Here is a 14,199-nt window from a genome sequence, read left to right as displayed (position 1 = left end):
AATGGCACAAGAGGGACGCCATTCTACCTCATTTGAGTCTGCTTGAGTGCCGGGTGGATAACAATTTTCCACCCGGTAAATCGGCTCAGTGGGCCAACAGGGCGAAGTGTTGACTGTGGCGCTTGGGATCAAAGCGCCAGACAATGGCCAGCATGCCCAGAGACACAGCCGCGAGCAGCAACCAGGAAAGCGTGAAGCTGCTGGAACTGTCCTTGAGATAACCCGCCAGCAGAGGCGACAGAGATGCCAGCAGATAACCTATCCCCTGAACAAAGGCCGTCAGTTGTCCCGCCTGGCTGTAGTCGTCCAGATGGTCCAAAGTGACAATCAGACTCAAGGGGAAGAGGCCACCAATGCCTATACCCAGCAGCGCAGCCCATAACCAGGGCAGGGCCAGTGGCATAAACGCCAGCCCGATAAAACCGCCAATGGTAGACAGGAGCAGCAATAGCAGTGGCCTTCTGTCATGACTGCGAGCCGCCAGCGTCGGCAGCAACAGGCCTGCGACCACTTCCATCAGTGTCAGAAACGCCAGCAATAGCCCTGCCTGAGTGGCTTGCCAGCCCAAGTCGATAAAGAAGGGCGCCAACCAAGCGAGCACACAGGTATAGGATGCTGTGCTCAGGCCAAAGAAAAGCCCCAACAGCCAGGCCCTGGGAATATGGCTAAAGCTGCCTATGCCCACACTTGGGCTAACTCCCGGTTTTCCTGAAGGCTTCTTTGCTGCTGCCTTATTGAAGCCCTGGGGTTGCAGGCCGTGTTTGCCCCAGAACCAAAATAGCATCGCCGGCAGACTCAACAGAGCCCAGAAGGCCAGCGCCGACTGCCAATGACCAAACCTGTGCTCAAGCCAAGGGCTAATGGCCGCAGCCAGGGCCGCTCCACCCATGATGGCGGTTACGTAAATCCCCATGTAACGCTCAATATGCTGGCTATAGCTGCGCTTGATCATTCCAGGCAGCAGAGCCTGAATAAGGGCGATACCTAAGCCGGCAATGATTGCGGTCAGTAGTAGTTGCAGGCCGCTGCCGGCCCAGAGCCGAGCCAGGTTGGCCATACCAATAAGTAGCAGCGACAGTAGCAGAGTTTGGCGCTCTCCCAGTCTGGCGGCCAGCTTGGCACCGATAAACATAGCGACTCCCATGGTCATCACGGGCAGCATGGTCAGGAGTGCCAAGGAACTGTAACTGAGGGGCAAGGAAGCCCGGATAGCCTCCAGCAGTGGGCCTATGGCCGCCATGCTGGGGCGCAGGTTGAGGCCGAGAATAATCAAGGTCAGGATCAGCCACACAGGCTGCCATTTTGATGAGCTCATAGTCCATCTCCTTCAAACATGCTGTTGGCGGCATTGGTGTTATCTTTGTTGGCAGACATCTTTAGTCGCGGACTCGCATCGTCCGCGGTTTGGACTGCATTGAGTTGTGGTTCTGCCAGAAACTGCATCATGGTCAATCTCCTTATTTTGCCAAATTCAGTTAAGCCGAACCCTTGGCCCCTTTTTCAGGGGCCAAACAGGGTTCTTATGTCAGGTGAGTGTCAGCGCCGGCTGGGGCGCAGGCGATACCAGATGGCCGGGACAGGAAGTTTCATCAGCAACAGTGACGACATGATCAGGCCGATCCCCAGCCATTGATAGCTGTCCAGCTGTTCGCCGACCAAAAACACCCCGAGCGAGACGGCCACCACAGGGTTGATCAAGGCCATCATGCCCATGATTTGCGGTCCCAGATGTTTGATGGACCAGATCCAGGCCCAGTAGCTCAGCGCCGTGCTGAAAATGGCCAGCCAAGCGATGGCGGGCCATGTCTTGGGCTCGGGCAGTGTGGGTGCCCCGGCTACTGTCCAGGCCAGCGGGATCAGCATTAAGCCGCCGAGCAACAACTGCCAGGCGGTCAATACCAGAAGATCGCCGGTTTGCCAGCGTTGCATCCAGCGGGATGATTGGGCCACCAACAGAGTGGCACTCAGGGCGCAGAGCACACCAATCAGATCCAGATTGGCCGAAGGATTGAGCAATAACATCACTCCACTCAGTCCCAGCAGTGCCAGCAAGGTCCACTTCAATGCCGGTCTTTGGCCATCGAGCAGCCAGGCCAGCAGCAGAAACATCAGTGGCAGTGTGGCCCCCAGGGTGCCGGCCACGGCGCCGGGAAGGCGGTAGGCGCCCATAAACAGCAGGGCGAAGAAGGCGCCGATATTACAAAATGCCAGCAAGAGTATTTTGCTCCAGGCGAGCGAAGGCAGCTTGGGCCGTAGCAGCAATAACAGGATCCCGGCCGGTAGCGCACGCCAGACGGCGACCCAGAAAGGGGACATATCCTGCAGGTACAGGCTGACCAGGGCATAAGTGGTTCCCCAGAAGACGGGAGCAAGGAGTGCAATTAGGTAGGGCATTTTCTTTTCTTAAAGTATCTTGATGTGAAGATATTTTAAAGTTCAGTGCCGGGATAAGCAAGCCGCATTTGAAAAAGAGCTTTATTATCTTTGGATGATAAGCCCAACTGATTGAATATTATGTCAATCTTGGTAGGTTAGTTTACCCTGTTCATCATAGACCCGGGTATTCAGTACCTTGCCGTTCGTGCCTATCTCTTCCTGCAGATAGTTGCGCCCCTGCTCATCAAAGTAGTTCAGGGTCTGTGGTATGAGCTTGTCCTGGTCGAAACGTTTGCTCACCTGCAACTGGCCATTGCAGTGAAAGAGTTGCTCCTCACCCTGCTTGGCGCCTCGACGGAACGGAGTACGTTTGCTCAAGGCGCCATTGGTCTCACAATAACTGAGCCAGATGCCGTCGGCGGCTATTGAGGGAAAGAAACCATAGTGTTGCTCGGACTGGCGCTGGCCATTGCGCCAGAAAGTGTGCTGCACTGCGGTGCGCTGCCGGCGGTCGAACAGGTAGTCCAACTTGAGTCGGCCGTTGGCGTAGTAGCCTTGTTCCTTGAGTTTTCTGAGATTTTCTTCATCCAGATGTTCACTGAAGCTCTTTAATGAACCATCGGGAAAATAGCTTTTCCAGACGGTGAGTTTCTCGCCGTCCCGCTTGAACTGTTTCATCCGCTCCCGTCCCTGTTCGTAGGAGATGGATTCAACCACTTTACCCTGGTCGAAACGCTTGAAACTGTCGAGTTGGCCTTGGTTGTCGTAGAGCCAGAGTTCCTGGCGCTCACCGTCTTGAAACAATTCCCGGCTGCGTAATTGGGTTTGCTGGTATTGAAAGTTCAGCTGCCAGCCGTGCAACTTGCCATTTTTATACCAGGCGCTTTGGCTTAGCAGACGCTCGGGCGGCGCGGATGTGCTGAAGCTGTAGCCGTCCCGCAGGCCATCCTTGAACTGGGCCGCACTATAGCTGGGGCGATCCGGCGCTCCCCAAATGGCAATGCCGTTGAAGGGTTCACCTCGGTATCCGTCAACGCAGCCTTCGAGGTAATAACCCAGGGCGCTATTGTCATCGCTTACTTCCCGGCAGTGGATTTGCTCCAGCTCGTCAGCCTGAATTGGCAGTTGCACCTCAGAGTGACAGCCACTCAGCAACAGGAGAATGAGTAAAAAGACCTTGAGATTCATAGCAGATCCTTGCTTGACGAAGAGGCTCATTGTCGCTGCCGTTGCTGCTTGGCTCAAGCCTCTTGCCGGTGAACTGTTGAATTTTTGACTCTTTAACACTGAAACCCGCCTTGGATCACATCTGCACAACAGGAGAGGGGATAAGCTGGGATTGCTTGCAAGCTATTGATTATAAAGAATTAATTTTACTTAATTTGCAATTCTGCAATATGTAAGTGCAAAAAGAGGTGATGAGTATGAACGTGAATCGACGTCAGGCGATGGGCCAGATTGTAGGTTTGGTTGGTGTGGCAGCAGGGAGTTCGCTGATCGCGACCACAGCTCTGGCCGCAGAGTCTTGTCCCGGAGATACCAGCATAGGGATCGGCAGTGAAGGGGGCAGCGATCTGGGCACCAAGCTGCTGACCTATGTGAAATTAGACCCTATGGAAGTCGCCAAACTGGCCTATGAAGGTTATGGCCGTGGCGGTTGCATGTATGGGGTTTTCGATGCCCTGGTGAAGGCCTTGGCGGCCAAAGGGCATGAGGATGCCTGTAAATTCGCCGCTATCCCAACTAACCTGGCGGCCTATGGTGGCGGCGGTATCGCAGGTTGGGGAACCCTGTGTGGTTGCTTGAATGCGGCGGCCATGGCGGTCAACGTCCTGGGCGGGGTCGACCGCACTGCGGTGATCCGCTCCGTGTACCGCTACTATGAACACACAGCCATGCCGAGAAATGATGAAGCCTTCCTCAAGGCGATTGGCGCACCGACCCGTAAAGACAATGCCGGTGAGCTACTGACCGCAGATAAGATAGGCCAGTCGGTTGCCAATTCCATTCTCTGTCACACCTCGGTGACCCACTGGTCGAAAGCGAGCAAGTACGGCTCCAGTCATCAGGCGAAATTGGAGCGCTGCGCTCAGCTGACGGCCGAGATTGCCTATGTCACCACTGACTTCCTCAATAAGTCGCTGGACAATGCCCTGGACGCTGAAATTGTGGCAGCAGGCAATGCCGAGTGTAGTGGTTGTCACAGCAGCACCAAACGTGAACCAGACACTTACATAGGTGCCGATGTCAATTCACAGATGGAATGTCAGAGCTGCCACAGCGCCCATGATGTCGGCGCCGGTTTGACCGGGGTTCACGAAGGTGCGGTCTGCAGCGATTGTCACTAGGAGGCTGTTATGAAACATAAGAGTTTGATAGTAGCGTCTTTGCTGTTGTGCCTGGGAGGTTGTGACTGGTGGGATGACGATGATGACCCTGTGCTTCCGCCGGATCCTGAACCGGAGCAGTCTGTGTCCATTAATGAAGCCGAAAGCCTCAAGGTGGCACTGAGCGCCGTGGATCCTCAAAGCCAGGCACTGACCTTTAGCCTGACTACGGCGGAGGGCAAACCCGTCAAGGATGCCGGCAGCAACTATCTGGTGATGTACCTCAAGATGCCGGCAGAGCAGGTATCGGCCTTCTCCATGCCTTGGCATAAGGGGGTGCGTTTCGAATGCAGCGAAACCGTCGACACCTGCGGTGGCACCATGGAAGCGCTGGAGACAGAAGGCCAATATCGCTTTACTCCAGAAGGGCTTGAGGAGTTGAACCAGACAGAAGGTGAACTCAAGTTGGCGGTGATACTCACAGGGGCCAAGGCTCAGAGTGCTCCTGAGCTTGTCAGTGCTCCCTGAGTGATTTGAGTTTTATAGCCTTAAAATAGTAGCGCCCCGGGATTGCTCCCGGGGCGCTTTTCTTGTTATCCGATGGCTTGACTCATCGGTTGATTGCAGGGCAATTAGAGGCTGTAGTACAGCTCAAATTCGACTGGGTGAGTGGTGCGGCTGACACGCTCGGCCTCGGCTTGTTTCAGCTTGAGGTAAGAGTCGATAAAGTCATCGCTGAACACACCGCCGCGGGTCAGGAACTCACGGTCTGCATCCAGAGCCGCCAGGGCGACTTCCAGAGATTCGGCCACAGTCGGGATTTCCGCTGCTTCTTCGGCCGGCAGATCGTACAGATCCTTGTCCATGGCATCACCAGGGTGGATCTTGTTCTGGATACCGTCCAGACCGGCCATCAGCAGTGCTGCGAAGGCCAGATAAGGGTTGGCCATAGGATCCGGGAAGCGGGTCTCGATACGGCGAGCCTTAGGACTTGGTACCACAGGGATACGGATAGAAGCCGAGCGGTTACGGGCAGAATAAGCCAGCATCACAGGGGCTTCAAAGTGTGGCACCAAACGCTTGTAGGAGTTGGTGCTTGGGTTGGTGAAGGCGTTCAGGGCACGGGCGTGCTTGATGATACCACCTATATAGTACAGGGCAGTTTCAGACAGGCCGCCGTATTTGTCACCGGCAAACAGGTTGGTGCCGTCTTTGGCCAGTGACTGGTGTACGTGCATGCCGCTGCCGTTGTCGCCGACTATCGGCTTAGGCATAAAGGTTGCTGTCTTGCCGTAGGCATGAGCCATGTTGTGAATCACGTACTTGAGTACCTGGATTTCATCGGCCTTGTTGGTCAGAGTATTGAAGCGTGTGGCGATCTCGTTCTGACCCGCGGTAGCAACTTCATGGTGATGAGCTTCCACAACCTGGCCCATCTCTTCCAGCACCAGACACATGGCACTACGCAAATCCTGTGAAGAATCCACAGGCGCAACCGGGAAGTAGCCGCCCTTAACGAATGGACGGTGACCTGTGTTGCCTTCTTCATAGCTGGTGCCTGAGTTCCAGGCCGCTTCTTTGGCATCGATTTTGACGAAGGTGCCGCTCATGTCGGTACCAAAACGCACGTCATCAAACAGGAAGAACTCAGGCTCAGGACCGATCAGCACAGTGTCGGCGATGCCGGTAGAACGCATGTACTCTTCGGCTTTCTTGGCGATAGAGCGAGGGTCACGGTCGTAACCCTGCATAGTGCCGGGCTCGAGGATGTCGCAGCGGATCAGCGCTGTGGTTTCTTCGGTGAAAGGATCCAGTACAAAGCTGCTTGGATCTGGCATCAGCACCATGTCAGATTCGTTGATCCCTTTCCAACCGGCGATAGATGAACCATCGAACATTTTGCCGTCTTCAAAGAAATCAGCATCTACCTGATGAGTCGGGATAGATACATGCTGTTCCTTACCTTTGGTATCGGTAAAGCGTAAATCAACAAACTTAACTTCCAACTCTTGCAGCTGTTGTAAAACTGATTCGACTGACATTATCAAGCCTCCGGTAGGGTAAAGGGGGTGCCCTTTGTCAACTCTTAGTATGTAGCGTCTGGCGCCTTGTTGGTCTCTATTAAGCCAGACTCATGCCAAGATGCTAAGATGTTGAAAATAAAGGGAGTGGTAAAATCGAGGGCTGGCGAGACAAGCGGGTTTGCACTATCATGGTGCATTGAGCGTTCCAAAAAGGTGCGTTCACCATAATGGTGCGTGCGCTGAATAAGCCGGATATTCATAGGTGTCTAAAAAATAATCCTGTGCGATAGCCCCTCGCTAGAGTAGAATGGCACGCTTTTTAAAGCAACCATCCGGGGAAATTGTGCTCCCCGACACGATGGCAGCCCAGGTTTTATAAGGCCTGGAAGGCAATCGCCAAGCAGTCATAAAGCGGTTGTACCATTCAATTTATATTGCTGCATCCCACAGAACAGAGATCGTAAGAGGCAAAACTGTGTTAGAGAATTTACGTAACATCGCCATCATAGCGCACGTTGACCACGGTAAGACTACCCTGGTAGACAAGCTGTTGGCACAGTCAGGAACCCTGGCAACCCGCGGAGAAGCCACCGAGCGGGTGATGGACTCCAACGATCTGGAGAAAGAACGTGGGATCACTATTCTGGCGAAAAACACCGCCATTAAGTGGAACGACTATCGGATTAACATTGTAGATACCCCAGGACACGCCGACTTCGGTGGCGAAGTAGAACGGGTTCTGTCTATGGTTGACTCTGTACTGCTGCTGGTTGATGCGCAGGACGGCCCAATGCCACAGACCCGCTTCGTGACCAAGAAGGCATTCGCCCAAGGTCTTAAGCCTATTGTGGTGATCAACAAGATTGACCGTCCGGGTGCCCGTCCTGATTGGGTTATCGATCAGGTATTTGACCTGTTTGACAACCTGGGGGCCACCGACGAGCAGCTGGACTTCCCAGTGGTTTATGCCTCTGCACTGAACGGTTTTGCCAGCCTGGATCCTCAGGACAACAGTGAAGACATGACCCCACTGTTCCAAACTATCGTTGAAAAAGTATCTCCACCGGATGCCGACGCCGAAGGCGCATTCCAGATGCAGATCTCTCAGCTGGACTACAACAGCTATGTAGGGGTTATCGGTGTGGGTCGTATCAAGCGTGGTAGCGTCAAGACCAACCAACAGGTCACTATTGTCGGTGCCGATGGCAAGAGCCGTAACGGTAAAATCGGTCAGGTGCTGGGCTACATGGGCCTGGAACGCCACGAAGTGGACAGTGCCAATGCCGGTGATATCGTTGCTATCACAGGTCTGGGCGAGCTGAAGATCTCCGACACCATCTGTGCTGTTGGTCATGCCGAAGCATTGCCACCTCTTTCTGTTGATGAACCAACCATGACTATGACCTTCCAGGTCAACACCTCTCCTTTCGCGGGTAAAGAAGGTAAGTACGTGACTTCACGTAACATCCTTGAGCGTCTGCAACAGGAACTGGTACACAACGTGGCTCTGCGTGTGGAAGAAACCGAGAGTCCGGATCGTTTCCGCGTATCCGGCCGTGGTGAACTGCACCTGTCTATCCTGATCGAAAACATGCGTCGTGAAGGTTATGAGCTGGCGGTTTCCCGTCCTGAAGTGATCATCAAAGAGATCGACGGCGAGAAGTGCGAGCCATACGAGCAGCTGACTGTGGACGTGGAAGAAGAACATCAGGGCGGCGTTATCGAGAAGCTGGGTACCCGTAAGGCCGACATGCGCGACATGCAGCCTGACGGCAAGGGCCGTGTACGTATTGACTTCATGATCCCAAGCCGTGGCTTGATCGGTTTCCAGACCGAGTTTATGACAGCGACTTCAGGTACAGGTCTGCTGTATCACACCTTCGACCACTATGGTCCTTACAAGGGTGGCGATATCGGCCAGCGTAGCAACGGGGTATTGATCTCCAACGCCACAGGTAAGGCTTTGACCTTCGCGCTGTTTGGTCTGCAGGATCGCGGTCGTCTGATGATTGGCCACGCCGCCGAAGTTTACGAAGGCCAGGTAGTGGGTATCCACAGCCGCTCCAACGACCTGACAGTAAACTGCCTCAAGGGCAAGCAGCTGACCAACATGCGTGCCTCTGGTACCGACGAAGCTCAGGTACTGACTCCGCATATCCAGATGACCCTGGAACAGGCGCTGGAATTCATCGATGATGATGAACTGGTTGAAGTCACGCCCAAGAGCATTCGTGTGCGTAAGCGTCATCTGACTGAAAATGACCGCAAGCGCGCCAGCCGTTGCTAAGCCATAGGCGAACAGTAAAAAACCCGGCATGACCGGGTTTTTTACTGCGTTCAATTTGCCCGGCATCTCATTAGACTGCGGGATGTTTTGCCAAAGTGCTGTCCGGTGCTTGTCGGGTTCCATCTGCCAGGTGCGACCTTGCATGCAGATGGCGCCAGAATCTAGGCAACACCAACAGTGCCAGCAGCAGGTTGGACAGCGGCATTGCCAGCCAGACACCGGTTTCTCCCAAAAACAGCGGCAATAGATAGAGAAACGGTAACTGGATCAGCATATTGGTCAGGGAGATTGCCAAAGCCATCCCGCCTTTGCCTATCGCCATAAAATACATGGCTGCCAGCACTATCAGCCCCTCCAACCAGATAGCCGCCAGATGGATACGGATCCCGGTTCTGGCCTCCTGGGTTAACAAAGGATTGTTGTCGGCGAACAGGCCTATCATGGTTTCGGGAAACAGGTTGAGCAGCGCCAGCCAACTCAGGCCAAACAGCAGGGTGACCTTGGCGCCCAGCTTGACTATGGCGATAATATTGCCGGGCTGGCGGGCCCCGTGGAAGTAGCTCACAGGTGGCTGCACCCCTTCGGCTATACCCTCAGCCAACAGATAGTAGAGTGTCATCAGATAGCCGACTATGGCAAAGGCACTGACGCTCAAGGTGGTGCCATACTGCATAAACTGATGGTTATGGGCCGCCACCATAAAGCTGGTGTAAAGGTACATCAGTAGTGCCGAAGCCCCCAGTTGGACAATCCGGGCGAACTCCCCGGCTCTGGGTAGCGCATCTTTGAGCCTTGGCTTAAAGCCCGAATGGCTCGAACACAGGTAATAGCTGGCCCCCAGACACACAGCCGTTTGGGCAATGATGGTGCCATAAGCCGCGCCGTTTAACCCAAGCCCAAGTACGGCAACAAACAGATAATCCAACAGGATATTTCCAAGCGCCCCCATCACCAACAGGGCGGTGGCAACTCTGGGGCAGTCATCGTTGCGGATCAACATAGGCAGCGCCGTCGAGGCTATGGTGATCACTGCGCCCCACTGAAACACGGCAATATATCCCTGCCCCAGCTGCAGAGTCGCTTCAGTGGCCCCCTGCAGTTGCATTAGCGGCTCACTCAAGCATTGCAGCGCCATAAATGCCACCAGGGCCAACAAAACAATCAGCCAGATACTGGCCAACAGGGCTCGATTGGCTTGCGTTTGCTGCCCGGCTCCGCGGGCGATGGAGATATGGCTGCCGCCACCCATACCCACCATAAGCCCCAGGCCGGAGAGAATAAACACTATCGGCCAGGCCATATTGATGGCGGCCAATCCTTGAAAGCCGACATAGTGGCCGACAAAAATACCTGCGCTTATCTGGTACAGGCCACTGACCAGCATGGCAGCGATGGCTGGGATGGTATAGCGCCAAAAGGTGCGCCGCAGCTGGTTGTGACTCAGTGTTTGCTGAGAGATTCCGGTATTCATAATTGCACTACCTTTAACCGAATGCAGGAAAATAGGGTCGCAGATTATGCTTGTTTTTCGGATTGGTGAAAGATAGCTTGTATCCGTTATTCGGATACTTTGGTGAATGGAATGAATTGGACCCTGGATCAACTGAGCGCCTTTGTGATTGCGGTGGAAAAGGGCTCGTTTTCGGCCGCCGCCAGAGAGCTTGGCAAGGCGCAATCTCGGGTAAGCACAGCAGTGGCCAATCTGGAGATAGACCTGGGGCTGGAGCTGTTTGACCGCAGCGCCAGGCTACCTAGGCTGACAGCCGCCGGCGAGCAGATCTATCAGGAGGCCAAGGTGGTGCTGAGGCAGTGCCAGCGCCTGGACGCCAGAGCCCTGACGGTCAGTTCGGGCGAGGAGGCCACCCTGACGGTTGCCATGGACGAGGCCCTGCCCATAGAGCGCTTCGAGAGTTTCTTCGTGCGGGTGGCCGAGCAGTTCCCGGGTTTGAAACTCACCCTGATCAACAGCTCCCAGGATGATATTGCCCGCTGGGTCGATGAGAAAAAAGCCGACCTGGGTATCTTGTTCCGCCAGACAGATGAGCTTTTGGATTCCTTGGAGTTCAACTCGATAGCTCACTTTCAGCAGTCGCTTATTGTCGGTCGTGAGCACCCGCTGGCGAATATTGCCGAGCCTTCGCTCGACCAGCTCAATCAGCACCGACAACTGGTGATCCGCTCCCGCATCGGCGACAGCCAGTCGCGCCCCGTGTCCAGCAATCACTGGCATATCGACAGTTATTACTACATCACGGCGCTGGTGATCAAAAATGTTGGTTGGGCTCTGGTTCCTGAGCATGTGGCGACGGCCGAGTGGTACGCCAAGGATCTGGTGAGGCTGTCCGGCGCCAATATCACAGACAATCAGTGGGTCGAGATAGGCGTGGTCAGACGCAGGGACAAGGGCATTGGCCCTGTGATGCAGTGGATGCTACAGCAGTTGGCCAGGGAATAGTGCCGGGGCATGGCCCCGACACTTTATCGACCAATCAAAGCTGCAGATACTGCTTCAGTGGCAGATCCCGGTAGCGCTTGCCGCCGGCGGCCACTATGGCGTTGGTCAGTGCCGGTGCTACCGGGGGCACTCCGGGTTCGCCCACACCGCCGGGTACCTCGGTCGAGGCGATGATTTGTGTTTCTATCTCAGGGCATTGCGGCAACCGCAGCAGTTGATAGTCGTGGAAGTTCGACTGTTGCACCTTGCCATCCTTGAAGCTGATTTCGCCCAGCATCGCCAGGCTGAGGCCGAAGATGACCGCGCCTTCCAGCTGCGAATGCACTCTGTCAGGGTTAACCACAGTGCCGGCATCCAGCACTGAGATGGCCTGTAGCACCTGCAAACGCTCACCATCCAGTTTGACCTTGATGGCGACCGCAACATAGCTGACAAAGCTGCGGTGCACCGCAAACCCCCAGCCTTCGCCCGCCTTGGCCGGTGATTGCGCCATACGTTTTTCGGCGGCGTCGATGACCGTCAGATAACGCGCGACATCCACAGGGTGACGGCTGAGTTCTTCGCCATAGTTACCGTATTTAAAGCCCTGATCGGCAAAGTTCTCCACTCTGGGTTGCCCAAGAAGCTGCCGCCACATGGCCGGGCAACTCTGGCCGGTGCGCAGCGCCAGTTCGTCGACAAAGCTGCCAATGCCGAAGGCATGCTGAATGTTGCACACAGAGCGCAGCCAGCCTATGCGGGTATGAGCCTCGGCCTTGGCGGTTTCGCAGCGCAGCGACGGCAACTGAAACGGCAAGTCGATAAAGCCCAAATCCAGTTCGCCGTCAGAGGGTTCATCCACGCCTTCGGCAAAGGTGGAACTGATGGAAGGGAAGGCGGTGCGCGACAACAAAGCCTCCACCTTGCCATCATCACTGAGCAGTGCCTGATAATGCTGGGCGCTGATGGCGTGCAGATAGCCGTTTTGCAGCTCATCTTCCCGGCTCCAGAACACCTTCACCGGCTTGCCGCTGCGTTTGGAAAGCAGCGCCGCTTCGACGCTGAAGTCCGGCTTGGACTTACGGCCAAAGCCGCCGCCCAGCAGGGTGACATGCACCTTGACCTGCTCCTCCTTCAACCCCAAAGCGGCCGCCACATTCTGCTGGGTACTCTGGGGAGTTTGGCTGCAGGCCCAAATTTCACAGCCATCCTTGCTGACTCTGGCGGTGGCCGCCGGCGGCTCCATCATGGCGTGAGCCAGATAGGGCACAGTGTAATCGGCGCTGAGCGTGCGCTCTTCTGGCCAGCTTGCGGGAGGCTTGCCCAGCTCTCGCCTGACTTTGCCACTCTGCTGTACTCGCTGTTTCAGGGTGGCGATAAACGCTTGGGAGTCGTGCTTGTCGTTGGGGCTTTGCTGCCACTGAATCGCCAGTGCCTTGCGCCCTTCAAGGGCGCTCCAGCTGTTGTTGGCCAGCACAGCCACACCGCCAAGCGGCTGGAAGGCTGGTGCCCCAGTGGGAGCGGGCAGGCTGATAATATCCACCACACCGGGGAAGGCGCGGGCCTTTTTATCATCGACACTCTCCGCTTGGCTGCCGAGCACAGGCGGCCGGGCAATCGCGGCATAGAGCATGCCTTCCAGACGTATATCCTGACCATAGATAGCGCTGCCATCCAACATGGCATCCATATCCACTATGGTGCGTGACTGACCTATCTGGGTGAATTCTTCTCTGGGTTTGAGCCTGAGTTGGTTCTCATCCGGAAGCGGCAGCTTGGACGCCGCCAGCGCCAGTTCGCCATAGCTCAGGGAGCGGCCTGACGCCTTGTGAGTCACTCTGTGAGCCTTGGCGCTGACTTCTGCGACCGGCACTTGCCAATGCTCGGCGGCAGCCTGTTCCAACATGGTGCGCGCCATGGCACCCATCTGCCGCATTCTGTCGTAGTGTTTACGTATGCTGCGACTGCCATCTGTATTCTGGCTGCCGTAACGCTTGTCGGCCAGGCCCTGCACCACCACGACTTTGTCCCAGTCGGCTTCCAGTTCATCGGCCAGCACCTGAGGTATGCCTGTTCGTATGCCCTGGCCCATTTCCGAGCGATGGCAGGTGAGGTAGACCTTGTCGTCTTCACCGACGGCGATAAACAGATTCAGAGGTTGCAGCTTGTCCTGCGCCAGGCTCATGGGGCTCCAGCCCAGGGCGCTGCTGCCCAGCATCAAAGCACCGCCACTGGCGCCAAAGAGTTTCAGTACATCACGACGGCTGAAGTTTTCCACTGCGGTAAACCGGCTCATGAGCTTTGCCCCCCTTTGACGGCGACATCCTTGATGGCGCTGCGGATCCGGGTATAGGTGCCGCAGCGGCAGATATTGCCGGACATGGCATCGTCTATCTGTTGGTCACTGGGGTTGGGAGTTTCACTCAAGAGCGCCGCGGCAGACATGAGTTGCCCTGTCTGACAGTAACCGCACTGGGGAACCTTGTGTTTGCTCCAGGCGGCTTTCAGCGCCGGATTATCCAGGCCTTCTATGGTGGTGATGTTCTTGCCCTCGGCACTTTTGAGACTGGTGAGGCAGGCTCTGGCGGGCTTACCGTCCAGATGTATGGTGCAGGCCCCGCAGAGTCCGGCGCCACAGCCGAATTTGGTGCCTGTCAGCCCCAGGAGATCCCTGAGGGCCCATAGCAAGGGCATATTGGGATCGGCCTCGACCGAAAACAGTCTGCCATTGATTTTGAGTTGCGACATTGT

The 14,199-nt window shown here is 55.6% G+C and carries 12 protein-coding genes; 4 read left to right on the top strand and 8 right to left on the bottom strand.

Features of this window, described 5'->3' with window-relative positions; genetic code table 11:
- Window positions 1-85: 85 nt before the first annotated feature.
- The 4 genes from E1N14_RS20440 to E1N14_RS20430 form a co-directional block, all read right to left on the bottom strand.
- A complete protein-coding gene (locus tag E1N14_RS20440) occupies window positions 86-1,315 on the bottom strand; it encodes a cyanate transporter (RefSeq protein ID WP_025010777.1) in 1,230 nt (409 codons plus the stop codon).
- On the bottom strand, window positions 1,312-1,446 hold the full coding sequence (locus E1N14_RS22170; RefSeq protein WP_255265329.1) for a hypothetical protein: 135 nt from the start codon (window positions 1,444-1,446) through the stop codon (window positions 1,312-1,314). Before E1N14_RS22170 ends, E1N14_RS20440 begins: the two co-directional genes overlap by 4 nt.
- A gap of 90 nt (window positions 1,447-1,536) precedes the next feature.
- Window positions 1,537-2,394, bottom strand: a complete 858-nt coding sequence (locus E1N14_RS20435; RefSeq protein ID WP_025889910.1) for a DMT family transporter — start codon at window positions 2,392-2,394, stop codon at window positions 1,537-1,539.
- 123 nt (window positions 2,395-2,517) lie between these two features.
- Window positions 2,518-3,564 carry a toxin-antitoxin system YwqK family antitoxin gene (locus E1N14_RS20430; RefSeq protein WP_025010778.1) on the bottom strand — a complete coding sequence of 349 codons (1,047 nt, stop codon included), beginning with the start codon at window positions 3,562-3,564 and terminating at the stop codon, window positions 2,518-2,520.
- Window positions 3,565-3,800: 236 nt separating this feature from the next.
- Between E1N14_RS20430 and E1N14_RS20425 the strand changes: the two genes are divergently transcribed.
- The gene (locus E1N14_RS20425) at window positions 3,801-4,724 is read left to right on the top strand and encodes a C-GCAxxG-C-C family (seleno)protein (protein WP_025010779.1); all 924 of its coding nucleotides are present in this window, start codon (window positions 3,801-3,803) and stop codon (window positions 4,722-4,724) included.
- A 9-nt stretch (window positions 4,725-4,733) separates the two neighbouring features.
- Window positions 4,734-5,231, top strand: a complete 498-nt coding sequence (locus E1N14_RS20420) for a hypothetical protein (protein WP_025010780.1) — start codon at window positions 4,734-4,736, stop codon at window positions 5,229-5,231.
- Window positions 5,232-5,335: 104 nt separating this feature from the next.
- Here the strand turns inward: E1N14_RS20420 and glnA are convergent, their stop codons facing one another.
- Window positions 5,336-6,745, bottom strand: a complete 1,410-nt coding sequence (gene glnA, locus E1N14_RS20415; RefSeq protein WP_025010781.1) for a glutamate--ammonia ligase — start codon at window positions 6,743-6,745, stop codon at window positions 5,336-5,338.
- Between the two features lie 457 nt (window positions 6,746-7,202).
- Between glnA and typA the strand changes: the two genes are divergently transcribed.
- A complete protein-coding gene (gene typA / locus E1N14_RS20410) occupies window positions 7,203-9,014 on the top strand; it encodes a translational GTPase TypA (RefSeq protein WP_025010782.1) in 1,812 nt (603 codons plus the stop codon).
- 70 nt (window positions 9,015-9,084) lie between these two features.
- On the opposite strand, the gene E1N14_RS20405 is transcribed toward typA, so the two are convergent.
- On the bottom strand, window positions 9,085-10,485 hold the full coding sequence (locus E1N14_RS20405) for an MATE family efflux transporter (RefSeq protein ID WP_025010783.1): 1,401 nt from the start codon (window positions 10,483-10,485) through the stop codon (window positions 9,085-9,087).
- Window positions 10,486-10,596: 111 nt separating this feature from the next.
- On the opposite strand from E1N14_RS20405, the gene E1N14_RS20400 reads away from it, so the two are divergent.
- The gene (locus E1N14_RS20400) at window positions 10,597-11,469 is read left to right on the top strand and encodes a LysR family transcriptional regulator (protein ID WP_025010784.1); all 873 of its coding nucleotides are present in this window, start codon (window positions 10,597-10,599) and stop codon (window positions 11,467-11,469) included.
- Between the two features lie 34 nt (window positions 11,470-11,503).
- Here E1N14_RS20400 and E1N14_RS20395 read toward each other — a convergent pair whose 3' ends face one another.
- The gene (locus E1N14_RS20395; protein WP_062793399.1) at window positions 11,504-13,744 is read right to left on the bottom strand and encodes a xanthine dehydrogenase family protein molybdopterin-binding subunit; all 2,241 of its coding nucleotides are present in this window, start codon (window positions 13,742-13,744) and stop codon (window positions 11,504-11,506) included.
- A complete protein-coding gene (locus tag E1N14_RS20390) occupies window positions 13,741-14,196 on the bottom strand; it encodes a (2Fe-2S)-binding protein (protein ID WP_025010785.1) in 456 nt (151 codons plus the stop codon). Before E1N14_RS20390 ends, E1N14_RS20395 begins: the two co-directional genes overlap by 4 nt.
- Window positions 14,197-14,199 lie beyond the last annotated feature (3 nt).

This window comes from Shewanella algae (assembly GCF_009183365.2).
Classification (GTDB): domain Bacteria; phylum Pseudomonadota; class Gammaproteobacteria; order Enterobacterales; family Shewanellaceae; genus Shewanella; species Shewanella algae.
This window is presented reverse-complemented; position numbering and strand designations above follow the sequence as displayed.

Bases quoted from the DNA above. Each gene is read 5' to 3' on its own strand.
- E1N14_RS20425 (WP_025010779.1), top strand. From the start codon at position 3,801: ATGAACGTGAATCGACGTCAGGCGATGGGCCAGATTGTAGGTTTGGTT.
- glnA (WP_025010781.1), bottom strand. From the start codon at position 6,745: ATGTCAGTCGAATCAGTTTTACAACAGCTGCAAGAGTTGGAAGTTAAG.
- E1N14_RS20390 (WP_025010785.1), bottom strand. From the start codon at position 14,196: ATGTCGCAACTCAAAATCAATGGCAGACTGTTTTCGGTCGAGGCCGAT.
- E1N14_RS20420 (WP_025010780.1), top strand. From the start codon at position 4,734: ATGAAACATAAGAGTTTGATAGTAGCGTCTTTGCTGTTGTGCCTGGGA.
- E1N14_RS20440 (WP_025010777.1), bottom strand. From the start codon at position 1,315: ATGAGCTCATCAAAATGGCAGCCTGTGTGGCTGATCCTGACCTTGATT.
- E1N14_RS20395 (WP_062793399.1), bottom strand. From the start codon at position 13,744: ATGAGCCGGTTTACCGCAGTGGAAAACTTCAGCCGTCGTGATGTACTG.
- E1N14_RS20435 (WP_025889910.1), bottom strand. From the start codon at position 2,394: ATGCCCTACCTAATTGCACTCCTTGCTCCCGTCTTCTGGGGAACCACT.
- E1N14_RS20405 (WP_025010783.1), bottom strand. From the start codon at position 10,485: ATGAATACCGGAATCTCTCAGCAAACACTGAGTCACAACCAGCTGCGG.
- E1N14_RS20400 (WP_025010784.1), top strand. From the start codon at position 10,597: ATGAATTGGACCCTGGATCAACTGAGCGCCTTTGTGATTGCGGTGGAA.
- E1N14_RS20430 (WP_025010778.1), bottom strand. From the start codon at position 3,564: ATGAATCTCAAGGTCTTTTTACTCATTCTCCTGTTGCTGAGTGGCTGT.
- E1N14_RS22170 (WP_255265329.1), bottom strand. From the start codon at position 1,446: ATGATGCAGTTTCTGGCAGAACCACAACTCAATGCAGTCCAAACCGCG.